This window comes from Marivita sp. NO-S04, assembly GCF_059070475.1.
Map to the genome: position 1 here is coordinate 102,344 of NZ_JBKAEE010000002.1, position 23,985 is coordinate 126,328.

Sequence of the window (23,985 nt, forward strand, 5' to 3'; positions counted from 1 at the left end):
GCCAAGAGGTGGGGGTGGATACGCCGGGTCCAGTCTGTTCTCCCGATCAGCCCGGTTCCGGTTTTCAACCGGCTATCGGGGTGTTGCAGCTGCAGAAAGAACCCTATAAACAGTGATAAAACAACAGCTTGCACAAAATCAGGCCCTGTCCCGCAGGTGCCCCGACCCTGTCGGATTATAGACCAAATTCACCCACCCGAAGAAGGAGACACCCATGCCCATGATCAAGATCGATGGCACTGACTACGATACCGAAACCCTGTCGGACGCCGCAAAGGCGCAGCTGCTGAACCTGCAGGTTGTTGATCAAAAGATTGCTGCCACCCAGCAGGAACTTGCGATCCAGCAGACCGCCCGGAATGCCTATGCCCAGGCGCTTCAGTCCGAACTGACCCAGCAGAACTGACCGAGAGGGCAGGGGCAACACCCCTGCCACACTCCCCCCCGGCCAGGTGACCCGCTCCCGGTGTCCCGGCCCGATTTCAAGACATCCCCATGCCCGACACCCCAGGCGATCCCGATCAGCCCGATCTCTCAGACGTGCCTTACGAGATCAGGAAATGGCTTCTTGAGTATCAGATCGTCAGTGATGACATAAATCGGCTATCTAATGAAATAGATTTTATATTTTCAACCATGAGAAGAAGTCAGGTTGACCACGAGTAGAGGTCATCAGATCGAGGTAGGTGGATGTTGTGCTCATAAAGGTGACGCTCTCCCGGTCGGAAAGTGCTCCAAAAGTATTCTGTGGAGTAGTATGTGATTGGGGAGTCACAAACGATATCTTGTTATAACGATGCCTGCCATTTCACGATAATCTGTGATACACACAGATTTGGTTGAAATTACAGCTTGAGGTGTGCATGGGCATAAAACACGATGAGTCAGTATATTATGAAGATATCCAGTACCTTTGTGGTGCGTTCACCAAACATATTTTAGATATTTTTCCGTCCAACAGCGACGTTATTTTGACTACTCCTGCACATCGGCGTCAATTTTGGTACGCTGTAATCGCTAAAAATCTGCATGCTAACCTTCCCCTTCCAAGTGCATCACAATTGCAGTTCATGAAGTCTGAGTGTTTGCTGAAATCGGCATTTGGTTCAGCGCCAAAATTTATGGCGACAATTCTAAAGCGAATTGGTGTGACACCTCAAGCTAATCAATGGTATCTCGATTTGTATCAGGTGCTCACAGAAAATCCCGCCACTGGTCATGAACTGGTGAATATTCGCCACTTGAGCGATGTCATTCCAGCTCTTGCTAAATTTCCTAGTCATCTTCGTAATGTAGGTTTTGTTTCAAAATTTCATGCTCGGCAACGGGTGGAAGATTTTCTTCAGAAATTCAATGTACTTGCTGGTCTAATCAGTCTGAATGATCCAAACCAATATCTCGTATCTAAGATGAATAGTGGATGTAACCCAGATCGTGTCCTTCGTTTAATGTATGAGGATATAAAGTTTTCTCCAGCTGTTTTGCAAAAAGTGGATGGACTTAAATATTTAGGTAGCGTCAAGGATATGCTTGATGCGGCACAGAGCTTTAATAATTGCTTGGAAAATCGTATCGAACTTGCTCATTGTAATGCCCATCAGCACTATCATCTGAAATTTGATGGTCACGAAATTATATTCTCAATTCAGAAATTAGCCGATAACTCATGGCAATTTTATGAAGCAGAAGATAAAGACAATTTGTTTGTGGATGGTGCAATTCAAGAAAAGATGAATGAAATATTGCAGCAGAATAATGTTTCGATCTCTGAGCGTATATCGATGATTATATAGACTGAGAAAGCAGTATAATTTATTATACTGCTTTCGATATTTTGAAATCAACTTGGTTATTTATTGTTCAGTTTATTGAGTTTTGAATCTGATCAATGGATATTTGATATTATGGCCTATTGATTGTTATGTGCAAAACATTGTCCACTGAATAGGTATATGAAATAATGTCAAGGGGCGTAACATTGATTCCCTAATCAAAAATTATTTCCATAATGTTGTATTGAGAGAATTCATGGGTAAAATTCGGGATCACAATCTCTATTGTCATTTTTTTCCTTTCGACTGATGTTGATGAAGTGGTTATGGTATTGGATTTCTTGGTGTTTGAAGCTGGTCGGGATTGTAAAAGTACTGGGTTTATCAAGCATGTTCCGAGCAAGCATGTTTCGTGCGTTGATAATTGCGTCAATATTGACTTGAAATGAAGTATGTAAATTTGTTGGCAGCCGGTTTATGCAATGGATCGTGTAGTCGAGATGCATGATAATATTATTCAAAACATTGGTGCTTGGATGCCGATTTCTATATATGCCGGTGTCGGACAAATAGTTACATGATCTTTTGCACCATTTTCTCGAAAATTCTGAGTAACTCGATGTCAAGTATAATTTTTTAAGATGCTCATAGATGTCCCGTAGTTTCATTTGTATTTCCTTTCGATAAAGTTTGTCTTCTTGAGCAGCTCTACATATTTTTCAATATTGTCCTTCATGTATTTTCGTTTTTTGCTCCGAGGCAAATAATCTAATGGAAAAGCATATGCTGAAATAACGCCATCTCGGTTGGTTTCGTAACCATCTATTTTTGTTGCATATTGTACTGTTCTTGCGATGCTGGTTTTTGGCTCATATTCTTTAAAGTAGGCGGGAAGTAATTCCTGTGCTTTGCCAGTTAGTAAGTATAGCTTTGGATGATCAACAAAAAAGAATAGAAGGTGAGCATGTCGTCCATCATTCATGATTGGTTTGTTTGATCGTGAATCTGCAAAATCTTCGCATACCAATATTCCGGGTACTTCTTGATTTGTCTTCTTGGCAATGGTTCGTAGTTGTTGAAAAAGATAATCTATATTTGTGTTGTAGTGCTTGGTTGCAAAATACACATGGAATAACTTATTTTGAGCATTATTTATATGAGAAATAGCACAGGAGATATTGAATAGTGACTATTGGTATTGGATTTGGTTCATTTCATCTTTCCTTTCATTTTCCATGATTAAAAAAGCGGTGGGTTTCCGCTTTTACATTTTTTAATTTGTTGGTTCGTTCCTCAGAATCCACCGAGGTCTACTACAATAAAGCCTTATGTTTGTATTTAATCAGTTTATATCATAAACGCTTCAAGTTTGCTTGCTGTACTTTTGTGGCTTGCTTTCGTATAAATCTGTGTGGTTGCCACGCTTGAGTGTCCAAGATGATCCCTTAACTCAATAAGGGTGAAATTGGCCTGTTCGAGTGTATAGGTTGCAAAGCTATGTCGGAGATCATGAAATCTCATGTCTGGAAAACCATTTGTTTCCAAGAATTTTTTCCATTGATCATGTGGCTTTGCAATCGGTTTCTTGGCTTTTTTTGATTCAAAAACATATGTGGTGTATGGACGTTGAGCCTGCAGGTTCTTTAGGTCGGTCGCCAAGTCCGGGGGGATAGAGATTGTTCGAGATGTATTTGATTTGGTGATTGGAAAAAACCATGTCATTGTAGTAAAATCGATTTCATCCCATTTTGCATTTTTGATTTCAGAAAGTCGTGCTCCTGTTCTGATAGCTGCTGTGATCAAGCTTCCAATAATTCGATCTTCGTAGGAACGTGACGCCGCTAACATTTTTTTAAATGTGTCGAAATCAGGAACCTTTCCAACACTTGTTTTTGTGGTCGGCTTTTTAACTTGCATGATAGGGTTTGTTGATATGATATCGCATGAAACTGCATGTGTTAGGACGGCACTTAGGCAGTAGATAAGTCGTCGTTGTGTCATCGGTTTCTGCCCTTTAGCCGCAAGCACTTTTATAAGATTTTGAATATCAGATTTAGATATTTTTGAGATTTCGGTCGTTCCAAGAACTGGAAGGATATGCAGCTTCATGAATGACTTATCTTGGTCGATTGATCTTTTGTATGAGTTGACGGCCGGTACGTATTCCTTGTAGAAATAATCTCCAAGTGATAAACGTGTGTCGTTGAGGTTATTTGAAATACCATTTGCAAGACAATCATGAAATATCTTCATGATTTCATCATACGTTTTTCCATTGGCTCGGCCAATGCATCTTTTTTGGTATTTTTTATTTATACGCTCCCGAAAGACGATACTTGCCTTAGTGGTGCTGCACTCAAGTAGCAGTTGATTATTTTTGCTGTATGTATAGATTGTCTTTGCTACATGTGATTTATTCATTATTTTATCAAAGTCACTTTTGGTCGAGAATTTTGGCATAGATATCCTTTCAGTCGATAAATTTTTCCTTTTATTGTGAGATAGTTTTCGGAAACGACATGTAGTGATTTTTCGAAAACTGAAAGTAATTATAATTGTTTTATGGTGTATAGTCAACGAATAAAGCTTATACTGGAATAATTTCTATTTAAGCAAGATTGAGGTCAATTTCACCCATGTTTTGTGTGGTTTTTTGCTCTTCTTAAAGTGGTGCGGGCGGAGATTTCGCTGTGAAAGTGTTCTAATTTTATTCTGCTTAGTGGGCATGTGAAATAATTTCGAGTCAACTCAATCAGTTAGTCGTTTAGTGACTACATCCGGTGGTGAAGGTGTTGACACCATCACTGCAGGCGCAGGCGACGATACGATCAACTACACCTCGACGGCTGCTGATGCGAACGACCGCATCGACGGTGGAACAGGCGTTGACACGATTGCCGTCTCTGCAGGCTCGACAATCGTTCTCAACACGGATGACTCGATCATCACGAACGTTGAAGCGATCACAGTCGGCAGCGGCGCATCTGTCACGACCACAGGTCAGAGAGATGGGTTTGTGTTCACCGCAGGTACCGGCAATGAAACCATCACATCTGGTTTTGGCAACGACTCTGTGACTGCAGGTCTCGGCAATGACGTCATCCAGACGGGTGCCGGTGCTGACACAGTGGATGGTGGTGCAGGTACAGACACCATTTCGTTTGCTGACATCACTGCGGTTACATCGCATGAACAGGCGGCATCTGCTGTCTCGGAACTGAGTGGTATTGGTGTGAACCTGACAGGTGCTGAAGTCACTGATGCTCAGATAAGTGCTGCATTTGGTGCTGGTGCAATTGCTGGTGCTACAGGTTCGACCGGTATCGCCGCCGGCACTGCGGGTTACATTGTTGAAGGTACGGGTCCTGCAAAGGCCGCAGCTTTCGACAACGTAGACTCTCTTCGCAATGTTGAAACAGTTATCGGCACCTCGCTGTCTGACTATATCGCTCTCGGCGCTGGTGGCATGACTGCCACAGGTGGTGCTGGTATTGACTTTATCGTCGGTGGGACCGGTAACGATACACTGAATGTAGACAACACTGACATCATTGATGGTGGTGACGGCACGGATACGGCAATTTTCACAGCTGCCGTAACAGCTGCAGCTTTGCTCGATACTGATCTTGTCAACGTTGAAAACATCTCGATCAGTGGTGCGTTTGCGTTCGACTTCTCGGTTCAGACGGAAGCTTTGACGATCACAAGTGGAAACGACATTACCAACGTTACTGGTGCTATCGGAGCCAACACGATCACGACGGGTACTGCAGCGGATATCATCCTTGGTGGCGCAGCAGCTGACACGATCAATTCCGGCGACGGTAACGACAACATCAACGGTGCTGCTGGTAACGACGTGATCAATGCTGGTGCGGGTAACGACATCATCACTGGTGGCGATGGCTCGAATACCATGACTGGTGGTGCAGGGATTGATACCTTTGTTCTTGATATCCAAAGTCTCGCACCGGTTCTTGCTACATCTGACTTCGAAATCATCACTGATTTTGAGGTCGGTGTTGACAGACTTGACATCGTCTCAGGTGCACCGGGCGCCATCGACCTCGCAGATGCACTTGTGCAGACAAACTTCACAGCAGCGATCACTCGTACTGACGGTGTTACTATCGAGTCCTTCTTGATTTCAAACACTGGTGTTGTCACTCTGTTCGACGAGGCGGCCACTGTTGGAACAACAGAGGTGTTTGCAGAAACTGCTGCAGATATGTTGTTGATTGCTGAAGCATTGCGGAGTGATGCGGCTGCAGGAAACGCCGATGAGGTGTTTATTTTCAAAGTAGACGCTAATGGCGACGGTGTGGCTGAAAGCTCATTTGTTGCGTCGGAAAGCAATACTGACGCAGACATTCAGCTTGTTCAGTTGGTTGGCGTTCCTGCAGCTGATCTGTCGCTCACGCAGGTCGCTGGTGATATTCACCTGATCTAAAGGCACAATTTCCCTGTTCACCGTTCGATACGGTGATCGGGAGAAGGCTCTCGAAACCCCCGCTCACAAGGCGGGGGTTTTTTCGTGCCGGAACCTCCGGATCAGGGGGAAGGGTGTTCGACCAGCAAGGCCAAGAAGTGGGGTTAGATACGCCCGGTCCAGTCTGTTCTCCCGATCTGCCCGGTTCCGGTTTTCAACCCGGTATCGGGGTGTTGCAGCTGCAGAAAAATCCCTATAAACATCGATGAAACAACAGCTTGCACGAAATTATGCTCTGTCCCGCAGGTGACCTGAATCTGTTGGACCGCAAACAAAATTCACCAACCCGAAGAAGGAGACACCTATGCCGATGATCAAGATCGATGGCACTGACTACGATACCGAAACCCTGTCCGAGGCCGCAAAGGCGCAGCTGATGAATCTGCAGGTTGTTGATCAAAAGATTGCTTCCACCCAGCAGGAACTTGCGATCCAGCAGACCGCCCGGAATGCCTATGCTCAAGCGCTTCAGGCTGAGCTGGCCAAGGAAAACTGATCAAAAGGGCAGGGGTCACTATTGATTGACCTCTGTCTTTCCCTTGGCTCAACTGACTCACGCTCCATAAGGGTTGATTGTCAATCCTATGATTAAACTAATCCATGAATGAAGATATACATCACGACTACTTCGACTTGACCGATATACCTTACGAGCTGGTCCAATGGCTGTTTGAATACCAGCTCATAGATCGTCAGGTCATAAAGCTTAAAGATGAATTGGTCACAAGATTTTCGCATTTGAGATAGAGTGGCTGTAACCTATCTGGGTGTATTTAGGTCAACCATCTTGACCTTATTTCTGGTCGATGTGCGATTTTCTGACAGAAAAGTATTCTAAAAGTATTCTCGTCCATCTGGTGTGATTTGAGCAGCACACACTATGATCATACATCCATGAAGCACTGCCAATCTTTCGAATTTTGTGATAGCAGCACCTCCAATTGAAATAGCATTGTGAGGTGCTCATGGGCGCAAATAAGAAACAATCACCAAAAACAGCAAATTATGATGACATTTGTTATCTGTGCGGACATTTTTCTAATCGACTTTTACGAATTTTCCTCTCAACCCGGACATCATTTTGACGACACCTGCCTCCCGACGCCAAGTTTGGTACGCCGTGATCGCAAAGCTAAATCTAGAAATCGATGTCGACGTTCTGGCGTCACAGCTTCAATTTGTAAAATCTGAACGTCTGCTGGAAGTGTCATATGGAACACTGCCAAAATCCATGATCACCATTTTAAAGCGCCTTGGAGTAAAACCTCATGCCAATCATTGGTACCTTGATCTCTACAAGGTGCTTTTTGAAAATCCCGATATCGGCCCTCAACTTCTGAATGCCCGCAATTTGGATGACCTCGTACCAGCTCTTGCGAAATTTCCACGTCATCTGCGAAATGTCAGTTTTGCAAGCCAGTTCTCAAATAAGTATCGTGTTGAAGAATTTCTGAACCGATTTCACACCATAGCCCATATATGCAATCTTAAAGACCCTGATCATTACCTGAATTCAAAAATCAAAATTGGATGTACTCCAGACCGAGTTTTGAAACTTCTGGTTCAAGAGATTGAGTTCTCTCCGCCAGTGCTCGGGTCAGAAGACGGCCTCATGTATTTGGGCAGTGTTAGGCTCAGGACCCATTGATTTCGGAACAGCGGCGTGATTCACGGTTCGAAAAACGAGCTGTGAACATGTCTGATCTTTTCTGGCTGAGCGATGCGCAGATGGCGCGTCTTGAGCCTTTCTTCCCCAAGTCCCACGGCAAGCCCCGCGTTGATGATCGACGTGTTTTGAGCGGGATTATCTTCATCAATCGCAATGGTTTACGGTGGCGCGATGCCCCTGCTGCCTATGGGCCGCATAAGACGCTGTACAACCGTTGGAAACGGTGGAGCGACAAGGGCATCTTCGCGCGGATGATGGCCGGTCTGGCCGCCGAGCACGTCGAGGCGAAGACTGTTATGATCGACGCCACTTACCTGAAGGCCCACCGAACAGCGACCAGCATGGGCGTGAAAAAGGGGGGCGTGGACGCCTGATTGGTCGGACCAAGGGAGGCATGAACACCAAATTGCATGCCATCTGCGACAGCCAGGGCCGGCCCCTTAACCTGTTCGTCACGGCGGGCCAGGTCAGCGACTACATCGGCGCACGGGCATTGTTGAGCAGTCTGCCGGATGTCGACTGGCTGCTCGGGGACCGCGGATACGACGCCGACTGGTTCAGAGAAGCGTTGAAAGACAAAGGGATACGCGCCTGCATCCCAAGCCGAAAGCAGCGCAAGAAATCCGTCAAGTACGACAAGCGCCGATACAAACGGCGCAACCGGATCGAGATCATGTTCGGCAGGCTGAAGGATTGGCGGCGTGTGGCGACACGATACGACAGGTGTCCGAAAGTGTTCCTATCAGCCATCGCGCTTGCTGCACTCGTCATTTACTGGCTATGAGTCCTGACCCTACTCACCTGTCTCAAATTGGAAAATGAAAACCCCCAGCATTGGCCGGGGGTTTGATGTCTTGTCAACCGATTTGGTTGGGACCCCTTTCAGGGCGCGGGATCAAATGATGAAGGCGGCCTCATCGATGGTGGTTACGCCCGTCAGCTCGATCACGCTGTCGACCGTGCCATCCTCATCGAAGTCCAGATAGAGGCGTCCGCTGCTTGCATCGAGCGCCGCACCCACGAAGAGGTTGCCCGCATCCGCTACGCTGGCGACAGCCAAGTTCTGCAGGAATGTCTGGGCATCCGAGGCATTGCTCTGAACACTCACATCGATCTTGGTGAATGCTCCGATGCCAGAGATATCGATGACATCCCCGTTGCGGTCTGCAGCAGTTGTGGTGGCGCCGCTGTCATCTGCCGCCCCGGCTGTTCCATTGCCGACCGTGTTTGCGAAGAAGTCAGCAATCACATCGAGATTGATGAGCGTCGAGTTCGAGGATGCATTGTAATCGAAGATGTCGTTGCCCGCTCCACCTGTCAGGACATCGGCACCAGCGGCACCTGTCAGAAGGTCATCGCCTGTGCCACCGGTGAGAACATCGTCACCTGCCGCCCCGGTGATGACGTCATCCCCGTCGCCACCGATGATGTTATCGGTCGTGCCAGTCGTTGAATTGCCAATGAGCACGTCATCGCCGACGCCGCCAGTGATGCTGACCCCGGTTGTGGCAAACATGGCTGCAAACGTGGTGACAGCCGTGCTGGCACCCTCCGTTCCCGCGGCACCCGTATAATCGACATCCCCCAAGGTGACGCCTGAGGCATCAAGGGTTGTTATGGCGCCAAATGTAGAGGCGGTGAAATCAACACCCATATCGCCATTCACGTTTACCGTGGTCGCAGCAGCAGCAGTGACCTCTGGCCTGTTTGGTGTGTTCCCACCGGTGTCGTCCGCATCATCGGATGTGATGGTTAGCGTTTCGACATCGGCAATGACAAGGTCACCCGTATTCGTGATGTCGGTATTGTCGTTCATCACCAGGTTGAACGTATCTGCTAAGCCAATGGCGGCATCCTTGACGTTCACGTTGAGCCTGTCGGTTACAAGGATGGCCCCGGTCAGTGTCAGGGTACCCCCGGCTGCAAAGTTGTTCATATTCACAACGTTTGCCAATGTGCCGCCGTCATCAATACCAGCGAAGATTACCGTGCTGATATCATCCAGGTTAGCGAGGTCGATGTTGGCCGTCGCAGCAGCATCTGCCACCTGGCCGATGGAGAGCGTTTCGAAATTGGAGATGCCCGCTTCAAAAGTGGCATTGGCGGAAAACGCGACTGCGTCGGCCGCACTCAACGACAATGTGTCAGTCCCGTCGCCTGCATTGACAGATCCACCAGTACCAACCGCTGCCGTCATTGTTACCAGATCGTCACCTGCACCCATGGTGATGGCCTTGGTGGTTGCACCAAGCTGAATGGCATCTGCACCATCGCCGCCTGTAAATGCCACACCAGTCCCAAGAACGAAGCCGTCGACATCCGCACCGCCAGTTGATCCACTTGCATCGATGCTGGTCAGGGCGGTCACAGTCGACGCCGCAGTGATTGTTGTCAGGGCCTCGCCAGTGATGGCGATGTTGGCGGCTGCAGCAACGTTGATATCTGCAAGGGTCAGCGCTTCATCAGCGTTTAGGGTGACGCTGGTTGCCTTGGCAGCGGTCAGAGTGACACCCGTTGTGGCCGCACCGGTTGCATTGACCGTGACGCTTGTTGCTTCAGCGTCTGTGATCGTGCCGGCAGTGGTCGCGTTCAGGTTCACGGTCAGATTGCGGGTTGCGGCGCCAGCCAGAATTGTTGCGCCACCCGATGCGCCCGTCATGGAAAGGGATGTCATTACATCCGACGTGATGGTTGCAAGACCGGTTGTGTTCACGAGAGAAACCGATGCCAGCTTGTCCAGGCCGGCAGCAGCGGAGTCAGTGATTGCCGCAGTCGTTGCGCCGGTTACGCTCGCTGAGGTCACGTTGGCCTTTGTTGTCAGGCCAGCAACGGGGGCATCTGTTCCTGCGACCACGATGTTTACGGTCGTGAAGTCGCCCCAATCTGAAACGTCTGCTGTCACAGTGTCACCGATATCGTCGGTTGAAACAGTGTAATTCAGGATTTCAACGTTGGAGATTGTCGCGGCAGTGTTGAGGACGTAGGCGCTTACACCCGCGGCGCCGATTTCTGCGACATTCAATGTGTCAATTCCTGCGCCACCATCGATGTTGTCAAGTGCTGTCAGCGTGTTGGCATTCGCCGCACCGGGCAGGGCGTTGAATGTGTCATTGCTGCCCGTGGCGGTGAAACTGTCAACGCCAGTGGTGAGCGTATATGTTTGACCCGTATAATTGACGATCTGAGCCGCAGCGTTTGCAACCTCGGCATCTGCCACCGATTTTGCGGTATCTGCGGCAGCTTTCGCCGCAAGGGCTGTTGCACTGACCCCAGCAACGTCCGCATCATCAGCGATAGACAGTGTCGCTGCTGCGGCTGCTTGGACAGCGGCGGCAGTCGTAACTACGGCAGCGGCATCAGCCTGAGCAGCTACAGCGGCTGTTTGTGCAGCCTGCGCGGCTGTGCTGTAGGCGTTGGCTGTTGCCAAGCTGTTGACGGCTGCTTCCGCCAGATCAGCAGCGGTTTGAGCGTCCGTTGCGGCGGCGCTTGAGGTCGCAGCTGCAGCGACGGCTGCATCATAGGTGGCCTTTGCGGCGGTGTATGCAGCGCCGAGAGCAACTTGCGGATCAATGTCATCGTTGGTGATGGTGCCGGTGGCGGTAACGTCGGCTGTGAGCCGCGCGCCAGAGAATTTCACCTGAATTGTCTCATCAGCTTCGAACGTCGCATCCCCAAGAACTGTCACAGATACAGTCGCGACGGTTTGACCCGGGGCAAAAGTGACCACGCCTGCGGCAGCGATAAAGTCATCACCCGAAGCAGCGGTGCCGCTGGACAGGGTTTCGTAGTTCACCGAAATCGCCTGGTTTGGCGCTTCGTCCAAAGTCGCCTTGAACACGAGTACTTTTGTGCCGCTGTCACCTTCGAGGATCGAAGGAGCATCTGTAGTGAGTGTGAATTTCGAGCCATCCACAAAGTTTTCAAAAGTCGATGTGATTTCTGCTTTGGCTGTGTCCACGGAGGATGATGCGAATGTCACATCGTTAATGATCGATTTTGCGCTGGCCTGTGCGACTTCGCTGTCACCATACGAGTTTGGCGCCGTCAGGCCAGCAGCTTCCGCTCCATCTGTCCAGGCATTTGCGACTTCGATCTTGTTCAGAAGCGTCGTGATGTCCTGACCTTCAGCGGAGTTTTGTGCGCCCTCGATGATCGCGAGGATGATCTCACCCACTGAAAGTGGACCCGTGCCATCGATGGATTGCTGAAGAACACCGCTCCAGAATGTCAAGCCTGGTACATCAGGTGCGCGGTTGAACAGGTTCAGGTACAGTTCGGAAATGAATGCGTTTGCAGCACTTGCTGATGGTGTGACAAAAAACGGGTGTACTGCATAGGTCTCTTCTTGGGCTGAGAAATATGTGGCTATTTCCACAAGTGATACAAGGGGATTTCTGACTGCTGCTTCCCAGAAATCCATACCATACGGATCTGGTGCACGGTCATAATACCCGATGTAGATCGCAGCGGCTTGTTGTTGTGCGGTCAGTGCACTTAGGTTGAACGCCATGGTTCTTTTTCCTTTTGATTCAGGGTCATGAAGTTACCCTGTAATAACGATTTCGTGTATCTCCCCATTCATGCTCAAAGAGCATGCCATGCGAAAATTCCATTCGCGGCTTTTAGGAAGAGGGGTCAACTGTATTGAGGATCTAATTGATCAAAAGCTGTGCGACAAGTGAAATGTACAGTGTTTTATATACCATGTGCAACAATACATTAAGCACTTGTTAATAAATGAAAAAAGTGAATACTTGGCAATGCGAAATATACTCTAAAGCCTTTATATCTAATTTTAGATAGTAAATTAAATACTAAAATTATAGATTATATCTTTATAGAATAACATGTATAATTTTAATACAGAGCTCTCTGGGCCTGAGGAAGAACTCAATGAGTCGTCTTGTACATCAAGAATCTTCCCGTCTGATCCGAACCGCAGTTCGACATACAGAAAAAGGAGAGTCTAATTCCCATGGCTGTGCAATCGTACTCGCGTTTTACGTGAGTGCTTTTCTGCCGAACACATGTCTATCGGGGTTTGCGTCGCCTTCTGGGAAAAGCAATTTTGATGTGCTGGGTCCGTACCCGTATTGCTGTCTGCATCGTTGTCGGTTTAGGCCGTGTTGACAAAAAGGATTGAACGAGCCCTGCTAATATGGGATGAGCCTCGCCCTTGGCAGGAATGGCCTCCTGGTGAGAAGGTTTGGTTGCTGAGGCCAACCTTTGAACAGGAGACCATCCCATGGCCAATGCCACCTCATCGGTAAGCCCGCTGCGCTGCCGTATGATCGACGACATGACGCTCCACAACCTGCCGCCGGCGACATAGCGATCATATCTCGATGCTGTGATCAAATTTGCCCGGCACTGCAAGCGATCACCGGATCGATTGGGTCTGGAGGATGTCCGGTCTTTTCAAGTTTACCTGGTATCACAGGGCATTTTCTGGCAAGCGCTCAATCAGACTGGCTGCGCCTTGTGCTTTTTCTACGGTGTCACCCTGAACCGTGCGGAGATCCCCGAGCGGATCGCCCATATAGAGCGACAATCGGGAAGAGACACAATCCTCAGGAGCAATTCGGGCGAGGCAATGCGGCGTCTCTCCCAGATTGATTGTGAAACGCGGCAAGACGGATGCCGCTGACGCCGAAGCTGTCATCCGCAAGACCATGCGCCTCGTTCCGATCTAGACGGGCATTGTTGCAAAAGTCTGACGACGAAGGATTCACTTCGCGAATCCATGGCGTTAGACGCGGTGCATGAGCAAGCCATCTCCCGCCCGCTATCGCACGACGAACTGGTCCAGCTACAACGCGTCACTCAGGAAGCGGGGGTCTCTGCTCATCTGGGTCGACAAGGACATGACCTGGCGCGCGCCGCGTGACAGTCGACCCGGACGTCCGGCGGTGTTTTCCGATGCGGCCATACAGTTCTGCTTATCGATCAAAGTCCTGTTCAAGTTGCCGTTGCGCCAGACCGCCGGAATGGTGGCCAGCCTGCTGCGACTGGCCGGCCTGGACTGGCCCGTGCCGGACTTTTCCACGCTGTGCCGCAGGCAAAAGACCTTGGCCGTCCAGGTCCCGTATCGCCGTGCGGACGGCCCGCTGAACCTGCTGGTCGACAGCACCGGGATCAAGTTCCTCGGCGATGGCGAATGGCAGGCCCGCAAGCACGGGGTGCAAGGCCGACGCCAATGGCGCAAAGTCCATCTGGCCATGGACACCACCACCTCGGACATCCGGGCAGTCGAGTTCACCCCCAGCCGCGACGGCGACAGCCCCGTGCTGCCCGACCTGCTCGGCCAGATCCCGGCAGGTGAGCAGATAGGCACGGTCACCGCCGACGGCGCCTACGACACACGCCGCTGCCACAAGGCCATCATCGAACGCGACGCCGTTCCGATCATCCCGATCCGAAAGAACGGACGTCTCTGGAAAGAAGACTGCCCGGCTGCACGCGCCCGCAACGACACCCTGCGCGCGACGCGATACTACGGGCGGGCGTTCTGGAAACGCTGGACCGGATACCACGCCCGCAACCGGATCGAGGCGAAGATGCGCTGCCTGAAATCCTTCGGCGAGCGTATCATGGCAAGAGACCCCGACCGACAGACCGCCGAAATCCACATCCGCATCGCCCTCATGAACCGCTTCAACGCCCTCGGCACCGCCGAGATCGTCCGCGTGGCATAACGTCAGCGGGGTAAGGGGACGTCACGCCTCAGGCCGGGGTAATGCAACAACGCCGCCTTCCTCACGTAGTTCTCGGAACGAAATCCAAAAGTCATTCAGAGCGTCGATTTTACCATTTGCTCTTGAGTAGTTGCCAACCATTTTCAGCAAGTATGCAAGTTATTGGGTCAATGTATTGACTTGGATCAACAGCTTTATTTTGTGGCCATTTTCCACAAAGCAGCATAATGGTTGCCAATGCATTCAGACATCCCTCTTGTGCAGAGCTCACAAATTGTTGAGAATATCGTTCTTTTGGACGACCTTTCTGAGAACGCTTGCGAACAGAATTTACCTTTGTGGCAGCAAAAGGTATCCCAGCCAGAAATATTGAAGTCGCCGCGATGGCGATCTTGTACTCTTTTTTATTGATTACATATTGCAGACCTTCGGCACATTTTCCACACGAGCAAGGATAATATGATCCTTTTTCTCCATTTGCGTATTTTTTGAGATCATGAAGCGAGAAAATCCCATCTGCTTTCCCCGCGATTCTTGCTGCGCCAATCCATGGCCCAAGAGCTGCACCTATTGGAAAGAGTGCAACGGACACTCCTGCAGCACCCGCTGAAAATGCTGCCGCTCCACTCACGTGTGTCACTGTTGCTTTAACCGTGGCGCCTGCCCCGTATATCATAGCTTCTTTTAATTGATTTCTCAGTGCGTTTTGAACTTTGTCGACTGTTCCATACTTTTTTGCGCACCCGATCCTGACAGATTAAGTCGTCTCTGTAGCTCGATGAGTTGATCTGGAGTAGGTAACGGCATTTCGCCCCTCAAATTAAGTTACGCAGGAAGGTTTCAGGAAGATTTAACCTTTGGTTTGACATTGTTCTGATGAGAGTAAAAGATCACGAGTTTCGTCAAGAATTCTGAATGACTTCGCGGTACTTGAGCCTTGACATATCAACCTGTCACAATGCTGAACTTCAACATGAAGTTACCTTTTTGACTGCCGAAGGAAGAGGTGGAATGCAATAAAATATATATTTTATTGTCGATATAAGAGATATTCATTTTTACAAATTTTATTTTTTTGAAATCTTTTTACATTTTCAAAAACTTACGAACACACTGGGTGTCTCATGCGGGGGGTTGTTACCCAATGACAATTGAAATGCACTTCTTTACAGCCATCTCATGGTTTAGCTTTCATAGATCTGCAGGTACAGTTTTCTGCGATAGATAGTACAATCTGGAATTTGGGCGACGCTCAATGATTTTGTCAAATTTCAAGCGATTGACTTCAAATGTAACATCTTGTGAACGGAAGAGCATATTTGGTCTCACCAGCACCGTTCTTTATGCAATGTATGCAAGACGCTCTTGCGCATTCATATTGGCACCCGACAATGGCACAAGAGCAAAGACATTGCGCCCTTTGGATCACAAAAAGCTACCACTTTTGATGAAAAGGCGCACGAAGATACGGCAGCCTAATTCACGCCGCATCTCGATTTTCCCTGTCAAAGGATCTCTTGTTCTCGCGCGGGGCCGCCCTCTATGGCATTTTGAAGAAATGGCTTTGGCGTTACACCATTGGGGGAAAATCGCTGCGCTTGTACAATTCGATTTGATCTCCGCGTTCTGTGATGGTGAGAAGCATGTCGGTGCGGGCACGCGACCCTCGCACCCGTCCTCAAGGAACGACCAGTTCTCGGCTTTGGACATCAGGGGTGCCATTTGACATGGCCCCGATTTTTCTAACCCATGTTTTGCGGGATGGCCTTTATTCACGCCTACACAGGACGCGGAGCAGCGCTAGTACTGCCTGTCTCGGGATAATCGGGCGGTTTAGCAAGAAGCTTGGCTTCAATCCAGACGTGTCTTTGTTGGCAGGGAATTGGGCACAGGACCAGGTTTCCGATTTTGGGAAGCGATCACAGGCGCACCCGCGTGTAGAGCGAACGCTGCACCGCACGCTCGCAAGGCCACATCCATCGGGTTTCGATCGCTTGGGGGACGATAAGATGGACTCCTCCGTTTCTGCAGGGCGGGCAGGTACCTTCGATGCCCATCTCTGGTCATTGCTGGACCACTGTCAGCGCCACAAGAAAACACCAGGCATCAAGGCACTTCTGATCTGCTCGATGAGTGTGATGAGATCCAAACAGGCGCGCCGGATTGCGGTAGCACTTTCCAAGCGTGCAGCACTGCATGAACTGCGCACAGGAATTTACGCGGATATCGATCAGAGGGAAGTCGCGTGCACAGTCGCGAGCGACAGCTTCATCACGGATCATGAGGTCTTGAGACACCCCCCCCCTGATATCCTGCTGACCGACTACGAGAGGCTCGAGGACTTGCTGTCGCATGCTCGTAAGGGAGCACTCTGGCAGCGGAGCGAACCGCACATGCTGCGCTTTTTGATAGTGGAAGATTTGCATCGGTTTGGCGATCGACAGCGCGAAGACGTCAGCCGTCTTGTCGGGAGCCTGAAAGACCGACTGGGAACATCTTGGGGAGATTTGATCTATGTTGGACCTTCCAATGCCCTTGTGCCTGACGATGCTCTCAAAACCATATGTCGCCGTTCCACAAAAACCCTGTTTGGTGCGCGGTTCGCAGCCGATGTGATGATCTCGGAGCGGCAGGCATCTCCAGATCATGTTCTGGATCACGCAGGTTATGGCGAGTTGCCAGATAAGCGGGACATCCTTTCTTCTTTCCGTGCCGCAGAAGGCACGTACCAGTACAAAGCGGCAGCGAACATGCCGCTTTGTACCGGTACTGAAAGGCTGTCACAAATACAGATCCTGCTGGATCGACTAACGCCGGATCGCAAGTTCTTTAGTGAGAGACCCAGAGTTTTTGCCACTGCGGCAAAAACAAGCCCGGCTTATCTGGTGCATTCCTTTTCCAAGGTACGACTGCGGATCCAGGCCTTTAAGCTGGTGACTCTTCTTGGAAACAAACTCCACAAATTACGCCTGCTTATTGGGCCTTCCCGCGCTCCAAAAACTGATCACAATGCGCTGTGCGCATCTGCCATAGAGCAGGAAGCAAAGAGCAACCGGCGTTTTTATTGCGCAAAAGCCCAAGTCACTCAACAGGATCGCGCTTTGACCGCTGGTGATCGGTTCCGCAAAATCGTGGCCCCACTTTGCACGAGATTGGGTCGTCCGATGCGGAAGAAATCCAGCCTCGAAGGCACAATAGAAGACGTTCTGGTTGCAAGCCACCTCGACAAACGTTTCCTCGGGGCTCTCAGCAAGCTTTATGGAGGGTATGAAGCGCTCAAGCCGCAGGTCCTCCCCGATGGCCGGAGGGGGTTTGTGTTGCGAGCCGGGACATGCGAAGTCCCACGGCTTTGGGCAATCGAGCCGCAGGTGAACATAGACATCCGCTACCCCGGGTTGCCGCAGAAACGGGTGGACTTCCTGTTGACTCCGATGGGGCGCGCTGATGCACGCCCCATCGCGGTCACGATCGATCAGTCAGAGTATCATGCCATGTCGACGGACAAGGATATACTGGATTGCATCGAGATGATCCGGTCAGGCGCATTATACGTTTTTAATCTGCCGTGCAGGGAGTTGGAGTTTGAAGATCGGGTTTCCTCACCCTCTCTCTCAAAGATCGCTCGAGGACCTGTGTTGGTCGAACGCCTGGAACGGATCCTGGCACAGCCGCAGTTTGCACCACATGCAAATGGAAGCACAGAATTGCTCACGGGATCCTCTCTGCAGGGCCTTAAGTGCCTGCTGGATGGAGTGGCACCGGACGCTGGAAAACTCCAAACTGCGTTGATCAGGGTGCTTGTTGCAACAGGCCAACCACTTGAATATCTTCCCGTATTCTCGGAGCTTAGCGAAGCTGGCCAGAGATTTCTGGCGGGACCAGGTTTGGCGGAACGGATTGGCGAGGGTAGTGTTGTGCTCTACCTCGCCTGTGCGCAAATCTCATCATCAGATCTGCGGCATACAGAGGCGGAGTTGCGTGTGCTTCTGCGCGCAGATCTTCCCGAGCCAGGCAAATCCTTGTTGGTGAGGGGAGATTTTTCAAACATTTATCAAGACCTCTGGCGTCTTGTGCATCTGTTTCAGGGCCTGCGCGGGTTCCATCTGGAAATTTGTGGTCGCGACCTCCTGCCTCCACCTGTTATGTCGGACACTAGCGCACGAACAGACGCACCTGTTGCGGCATGGCGGCAGGCACAGGCCCTGAGTGATGTGCAGTATCATCCTCTGATCGCAGCATTGATTGCAGCAGACGTCCCGGCGCCAGATCGGTTTGGAGACGATCTGGTATCGGCCGGACGTGTTGTGGGACGGATGGAATTTGGCTGGTCCGACGCCTCTGTTGCTGTCTCAAACCAGTTTTATAACGATACCACTTGGCGGCTGATCCGTCATGATCCCGAAAGAGCATCGGTGGAGGAGACCGTAACCGGGATCCTTGCTGCATTGCAGGACTCTCAATGATGTTGGGGAAAGTCAGCAAGCGGCTGTCATACCACATTGGCTGCATGCAGAGCCTGCGCAAACTACCAGACCATGTGGCGCACCGCTTCATGACCCTCACAGGCCGTTACATGTTCGATTGCTTCCGACATGACCTGAGGCTCGAAGGGGTCGGCAATGCACAGGATAGCGCAATCAAATTCTTGCAAATTGATAAACGACATCGCGCGATCGCATATGGAACCGGTCGAGACGTCATGTTTTTGCACGTGAACGAACATGAAAAGGCCTCGCGATGGGCATCCGGCCGGCGGGTGAAGCTGGACCGCATGACCAACCGTGTGCGTGTCATCAACATTGGCAATGCGACAGGTGTTCCAATTGCCCCCTCCGCAGCATCAACCCCACATCTCTTTATGCACATGACTGACAAGCAGCTATGTGCGCTTGGCGTACTGGAAGAGGAACTTCCAGTCATCCGGAGCATAAGGTCTCTAGAGGCGTTGGAAGAGGGAGAGGAGGATTTCGATCCTCTGACCTATCAGGTGCTCTACGCGGTCGCGATCGGATATACAGATGACGAAATCCGTGTATTGACAGGGGGATCCGATCTGCAGCAATCCGCGCAGCACAAAATCCAGCTGGCCTTTGACACGCTGATCGTGACGGAAGAAAGCCGTCAGACCATCTTTATCCCCGACACCCAGGATGACCTGCGCCGCGCCCTTGATGCGGATCACAAGGAGTGGGAAATATTCCTGCACCCTGCCCAACGCAAGCTTGCCTACCGAGATTATACTGGTCCCGTTCTGGTGCTCGGTGGAGCAGGGACAGGAAAGACGGTAGTGGCCATGCATCGGGCAAAGCATCTGGCTGATCAGATCAAGGCCAACCCGTCCATAAGTGGGGAGCGTGTGCTGCTGACCACGTTCACGGCCACCGCAGCAAAGCTTCTGGAAGCCAATTTACGCCTGCTTTGTCCTGAACATCTAGATGTGTGGCCCCCTCGGATCGAAGTGACCAATCTAGACCTTTGGGCGGCTGATTTCCTCAAGCGCAAGAACTATGCACGCAAAATCGTCTTCTTCGGAGAGCCTAGAGAACAGCTGGATCAGCTCTGGCGGGAAGTGCTCTCCGATCATGCTCTGCCAGAAGGCGTCTCGGAAACCCTTGTGAAGGCCGAATGGGCGCAGATCGTTCAAGCCAAGGGGGTGATCGATCAGCATGCCTATTTGACAATTCCACGAATTGGTTGCGGCACAGCTCTGGACCGACACAAACGTGCGGTTCTGTGGCAGATATTCGAAGATTATCGCGCGCGTCTCACACTGTTGCAGCTTGCCGAGCCTGACGATGCTTTTCGCGATTCAATTACTCTCTTGTCCGCAGAGCACACAGAACTGCCCTATGCGGCAGTAATTGTGGATGAAGCACAAGACATGGGTGAGCAAGCGCTACGGTTGATCCGTGCGATCATTCCGCAAACTGCAGAACGCAACGGCAAATCGATCTTCCTTGTCGGGGATGCGCAACAGAGGATTTCCAGGCGACGGGCAAGCCTGTCCGCCTGTGGCATCAACATCCATGGCCACACCAGAAGGTTACATCTCAATTACAGGACGACGCAGGAAATCGGTACTTGGCTCCACTCGTGCATGGAAGGGCAAAGCGTCGATGATCTCGATGACGGTACATACACCCTGATAGACCCCATCAGCCTGTCACATGGGAGAGAGCCCCAGCTTGTAAGATATCAATCTGAAATAGACGAGTTGCACGGTCTTGCGGCATGGGTCCGTGATCTGTCCATGAACAAGATAGACCTGTCGGACATTGCCATCCTGTGTGCCCGTCAGATTGATCTGGCTCGTGTGGAAAACACACTCAGAATGTCAGGAATACCTAGCACGATTCCCAACGCCATCGGTCGCGCTCACCCCGAACCATCCGGTGTCCGCTTGATCCCAATGCACGGCGCGAAAGGCCTGGAATTTTTTGCAGTCGCAATTCCGTTTCTATCCGCAACATCCTTTCCTCCGGACGACGCCTTCACGTCTGCCGCAGATACAGCCGATTGGGAAGGCATCATAACACAGTACCGTGCGCTACTGCATGTGGCTGGCGCACGCGCAAAAAGGATCCTGCGGCTGTCTTGGTCAGGTGCACAGACAAGATTGATGAGACCCTGACCAAAACCATGATCCTGATCAATCTGGAAGAGATAAATCCGTGAACCGACCATCCACACTCGAGTACCTCTCGGGCCAAGTCATGGCTCAAAAAATCCTGATCCACGTTTTGTTGGGGCAGCGTGTGATCTCCAATCAACAGCACGCTTACGAGCTGCGCAGTGCATTGATGGGTAGCTTCATGGCAATTCGCCATGATGAAACAATGACCAGAGAGGAAAAAGACGGCTATATCACGATTTTGGAAGAAGCTCTCTCTGCACTTGAATTCATCCGATCAAGAGCTGCAGGCGAGTGGTCTACTCACGGGAAACAAGAATGAGCATTACAGCTCTCAAAACTCCCTATCATCAAATCCATGCCTTCCCTATCATGAAATGAGTCCCCTCGACCTATTGACTTGATCTGAAAGTCCAAAAACAAAATGCACATGATCCAATATTCCTCTTTGACAAGAATTTGCCGATCTCTGTTTCTGCATGAATCAGAACCTTGCATGGACATGCAATTGTAAATGATATTGGTGAAAATGATCTTGCGCAAAACGCGATCCAGACGAGGATAGGAATACAGGATGATCCTGAACCTTCCTTGCAATATCTTTCCATAATAAGAGAGATACATAAATGATCGAAATTCATCCCAGATGTGATGTGTCGCTTTTGTCAGTACCAAAACGTAACCGGATATGTCTCTGGAAACCGCCTTCTGCTTAGATAGCATGCGCCTTTCAATCGATAGACACTCATATCCTTACTCACAAACTCAATCGCACAATTTCCGAAAATGCAGTGCCGAAACAAGAAGGGACAATCAATGAAAAAATGCATCTATTGTGGCGCCACTTTTACTGAAAGTGATGAGACATGCCCAAATTGCGAGGAACCTACAGAACCCATCCTAAAAAAGAAGCCAATGCCGAGTGAGCTCATCTTCAAATCAACGCGACGTATCAATAGATCAGAAGCTAAAACCGATGAGTGATCAGCTCAGCTCCATACACCACTCTTCCTGCATAAATATATGCCAGGGCCAATCAAGGATTTACATGCAAAACAGCTTGCGCAGAAATAAGATAAGATCATCTCCAGAATAGGACATCATCACATGATAAATGGATCATTCAACAATCCAACAAAGTGAAACAGAAACTGTCCAGTGTTGGGATCAAGAGCACTTTGGAATGCAGAATCAATTGCGTTGACTGCTGTATCAACACTTTGATCCGTTCCATCATAGAGCTGCATCACAAACGCTCCCATGCCACTATCTGATATTCCTTTGATAACTGAAAAGTAAGCACCGATATCCACTTTATGCTCAAGGTAGCGTTTATCAGTCGAATCTTCAGAAACACCATTTAGAATGCCTAAAATCATTAGCTCTTTTGCAACCTTGCCCTCATTCAAAACATCAACCCAGAACTCGAGGCCTTCCATATCTGGTAAGCGACCAAGAACATTATCATAAATCCGTTCAACAAATTCTTGATTTGTCATCAATAGAGAATATGTTACTTGCGCTTCGTCAGAAATTCCAAAGATATTTGCAATGCTGTCAATATCCCAACCTGATGAATATAGCCCTCCCCAGAAACTCAAACCCAAGGCATCTGGAGCCCGGTTAAAATACGCAATATAGAGCTCGATGAGTTCCAATATCTTTTCTGGCGCAAGATCCATCACACGAATGAAGTTCTCAAGATCAACATAATAGTCAGAAAATGACAATCTCTCAATACCAACCAATTGATCGATGCCATCACGCAAAGATACTCTGTCCAAAATTTCACAATAATCTGAATTTAACCGCAAGGTATAGGAAGATATATTTCCGGAGAAAAATGCTGCATCAAATCCATCACCTCCAACCAAAATATCATTGCCTCCTGCACCTGAAATTTCATCATTCCCTTGGAACCCAAGAATAAAATTCGACTCATTGTCACCAATTAATGAGTCAGACGCAGCGCTCCCCTGAATAATACCAAGGCCCTTGAGATATTCATTATTCCCTGTAATCGCATCTGGAAGCCAGGATAAGTGAGCTCCAATTTCCGTTGCACCGATGGACGTTGAAATCACACCAACGGCAAGAGGACCATCGAGTGTATCGTAATAAATCGGGCCACCACTATTTCCAGGGTTCACATCGATTGTTTGCCGATCCAAATAAAAAACACCATCGAGATCACTGCGTGTGACGATGCCCGTATCGAAAACTTGGCGATGACCATAGATACCCGGATAGCCGTTTAAATTAACCACACCACCTGCAAAAGAAAAATCCAATCCATACCAACCGAATACTTCTCCCAAAGGCAAATCAAGGGTGAGCAACGCTATATCCAGTTCAGATCCGGCATAAGACCACCAAGTCAAATCACCAGTTGGAATTCTCCCATCCGCATCTTCATCGAAATTTGGAAAATAGTGATAAAAGACGGGTTGCACTGAAAAGTTATCAGAAGATGCTGGGTCATATTGAGGAAATACCTTTACCTCATCTGCAAAACCACCTAGTTGATCATTATAGATCACATGTGCGGAGGTGATAACATCATTTATTCCAGAGAAAAACCCGGATCCAAAGAATCTTTGATCTCCCCAACGCGCTTCAATATAGACCACTGCCGAGTTCGGGTAGATGTTTTCATCAATGTATTGGGACATGTGTCTCTTTCTTGACCTTAATATTTGAAAATTTTCCCGCCATTTAGATGCTGAGTG

15 protein-coding genes and 2 pseudogenes are annotated in these 23,985 nt (G+C 49.5%); 11 read left to right on the top strand and 6 right to left on the bottom strand.

Annotated elements, in window-relative coordinates; translation table 11 throughout:
• Positions 1-211: 211 nt before the first annotated feature.
• Together ACK3EW_RS22970 and ACK3EW_RS22975 are read left to right on the top strand one after the other, a co-directional pair.
• Positions 212-406: pseudogene (locus ACK3EW_RS22970) on the top strand (DUF6447 family protein); the annotation flags it as partial.
• A 457-nt stretch (positions 407-863) separates the two neighbouring features.
• Positions 864-1,793, top strand: a complete 930-nt coding sequence (locus ACK3EW_RS22975; protein WP_493809815.1) for a hypothetical protein — start codon at positions 864-866, stop codon at positions 1,791-1,793.
• Positions 1,794-2,026: 233 nt separating this feature from the next.
• Here the strand turns inward: ACK3EW_RS22975 and ACK3EW_RS22980 are convergent, their stop codons facing one another.
• The 3 genes from ACK3EW_RS22980 to ACK3EW_RS22990 form a co-directional block, all read right to left on the bottom strand.
• Entirely contained in the window at positions 2,027-2,440 is a 414-nt protein-coding gene (locus ACK3EW_RS22980; RefSeq protein WP_493809816.1) for a DUF6626 family protein, read from the bottom strand.
• Positions 2,437-2,898: a hypothetical protein gene (locus ACK3EW_RS22985; protein WP_493809817.1), complete on the bottom strand. Its 462-nt coding sequence runs from the start codon at positions 2,896-2,898 to the stop codon at positions 2,437-2,439. The genes ACK3EW_RS22980 and ACK3EW_RS22985 overlap by 4 nt, the downstream gene beginning before the upstream one ends.
• 221 nt (positions 2,899-3,119) lie before the next feature.
• A complete protein-coding gene (locus tag ACK3EW_RS22990; protein WP_493809818.1) occupies positions 3,120-4,232 on the bottom strand; it encodes a tyrosine-type recombinase/integrase in 1,113 nt (370 codons plus the stop codon).
• Positions 4,233-4,539: 307 nt separating this feature from the next.
• On the opposite strand from ACK3EW_RS22990, the gene ACK3EW_RS22995 reads away from it, so the two are divergent.
• The 4 genes from ACK3EW_RS22995 to ACK3EW_RS23010 all read left to right on the top strand — a co-directional run bounded on the left by ACK3EW_RS22995 (position 4,540) and on the right by ACK3EW_RS23010 (position 8,714).
• Positions 4,540-6,222, top strand: a complete 1,683-nt coding sequence (locus tag ACK3EW_RS22995; protein WP_493809819.1) for a beta strand repeat-containing protein — start codon at positions 4,540-4,542, stop codon at positions 6,220-6,222.
• Positions 6,223-6,565: 343 nt separating this feature from the next.
• Positions 6,566-6,757, top strand: coding sequence for a DUF6447 family protein (locus ACK3EW_RS23000; protein ID WP_493809820.1), 192 nt, complete (start codon positions 6,566-6,568; stop codon positions 6,755-6,757).
• A 585-nt stretch (positions 6,758-7,342) separates the two neighbouring features.
• Complete coding sequence (locus tag ACK3EW_RS23005; protein WP_493809821.1) at positions 7,343-7,909, top strand: hypothetical protein; 567 nt, start codon at positions 7,343-7,345, stop codon at positions 7,907-7,909.
• A gap of 47 nt (positions 7,910-7,956) precedes the next feature.
• Positions 7,957-8,714 (top strand): IS5 family transposase gene (locus ACK3EW_RS23010; protein WP_493808768.1). Its coding sequence is split into 2 segments (ribosomal slippage): positions 7,957-8,278 and positions 8,278-8,714, totalling 759 coding nucleotides; the frame shifts between segments, so codons are not numbered across the junction.
• A gap of 111 nt (positions 8,715-8,825) precedes the next feature.
• Here ACK3EW_RS23010 and ACK3EW_RS23015 read toward each other — a convergent pair.
• Positions 8,826-12,440, bottom strand: coding sequence for a beta strand repeat-containing protein (locus tag ACK3EW_RS23015; protein WP_493809822.1), 3,615 nt, complete (start codon positions 12,438-12,440; stop codon positions 8,826-8,828).
• Positions 12,441-13,175: 735 nt separating this feature from the next.
• Between ACK3EW_RS23015 and ACK3EW_RS23020 the strand changes: the two are divergent.
• Both ACK3EW_RS23020 and ACK3EW_RS23025 read left to right on the top strand, forming a co-directional pair.
• Positions 13,176-13,469, top strand: a pseudogene (locus tag ACK3EW_RS23020) (phage integrase N-terminal SAM-like domain-containing protein); the annotation flags it as partial.
• 223 nt (positions 13,470-13,692) lie between these two features.
• Positions 13,693-14,625, top strand: coding sequence for an IS5 family transposase (locus ACK3EW_RS23025; RefSeq protein WP_493806415.1), 933 nt, complete (start codon positions 13,693-13,695; stop codon positions 14,623-14,625).
• A gap of 109 nt (positions 14,626-14,734) precedes the next feature.
• On the opposite strand, the gene ACK3EW_RS23030 is transcribed toward ACK3EW_RS23025, so the two are convergent.
• Positions 14,735-15,301, bottom strand: a complete 567-nt coding sequence (locus tag ACK3EW_RS23030) for a hypothetical protein (protein ID WP_493809823.1) — start codon at positions 15,299-15,301, stop codon at positions 14,735-14,737.
• A gap of 1,333 nt (positions 15,302-16,634) precedes the next feature.
• On the opposite strand from ACK3EW_RS23030, the gene ACK3EW_RS23035 reads away from it, so the two are divergent.
• From ACK3EW_RS23035 to ACK3EW_RS23045, 3 genes are read left to right on the top strand one after another with little or no spacing between them, the layout of a single operon-like run.
• Positions 16,635-19,088, top strand: a complete 2,454-nt coding sequence (locus tag ACK3EW_RS23035) for a DEAD/DEAH box helicase family protein (protein WP_493809824.1) — start codon at positions 16,635-16,637, stop codon at positions 19,086-19,088.
• Entirely contained in the window at positions 19,085-21,256 is a 2,172-nt protein-coding gene (locus tag ACK3EW_RS23040; RefSeq protein WP_493809825.1) for a UvrD-helicase domain-containing protein, read from the top strand. Before ACK3EW_RS23035 ends, ACK3EW_RS23040 begins: the two co-directional genes overlap by 4 nt.
• 40 nt (positions 21,257-21,296) lie before the next feature.
• Positions 21,297-21,578: a hypothetical protein gene (locus ACK3EW_RS23045; RefSeq protein ID WP_493809826.1), complete on the top strand. Its 282-nt coding sequence runs from the start codon at positions 21,297-21,299 to the stop codon at positions 21,576-21,578.
• 781 nt (positions 21,579-22,359) lie between these two features.
• Here the strand turns inward: ACK3EW_RS23045 and ACK3EW_RS23050 are convergent.
• The gene (locus tag ACK3EW_RS23050) at positions 22,360-23,928 is read right to left on the bottom strand and encodes a DUF4214 domain-containing protein (protein WP_493809827.1); all 1,569 of its coding nucleotides are present in this window, start codon (positions 23,926-23,928) and stop codon (positions 22,360-22,362) included.
• Between the last annotated feature and the right edge of the window lie 57 nt (positions 23,929-23,985).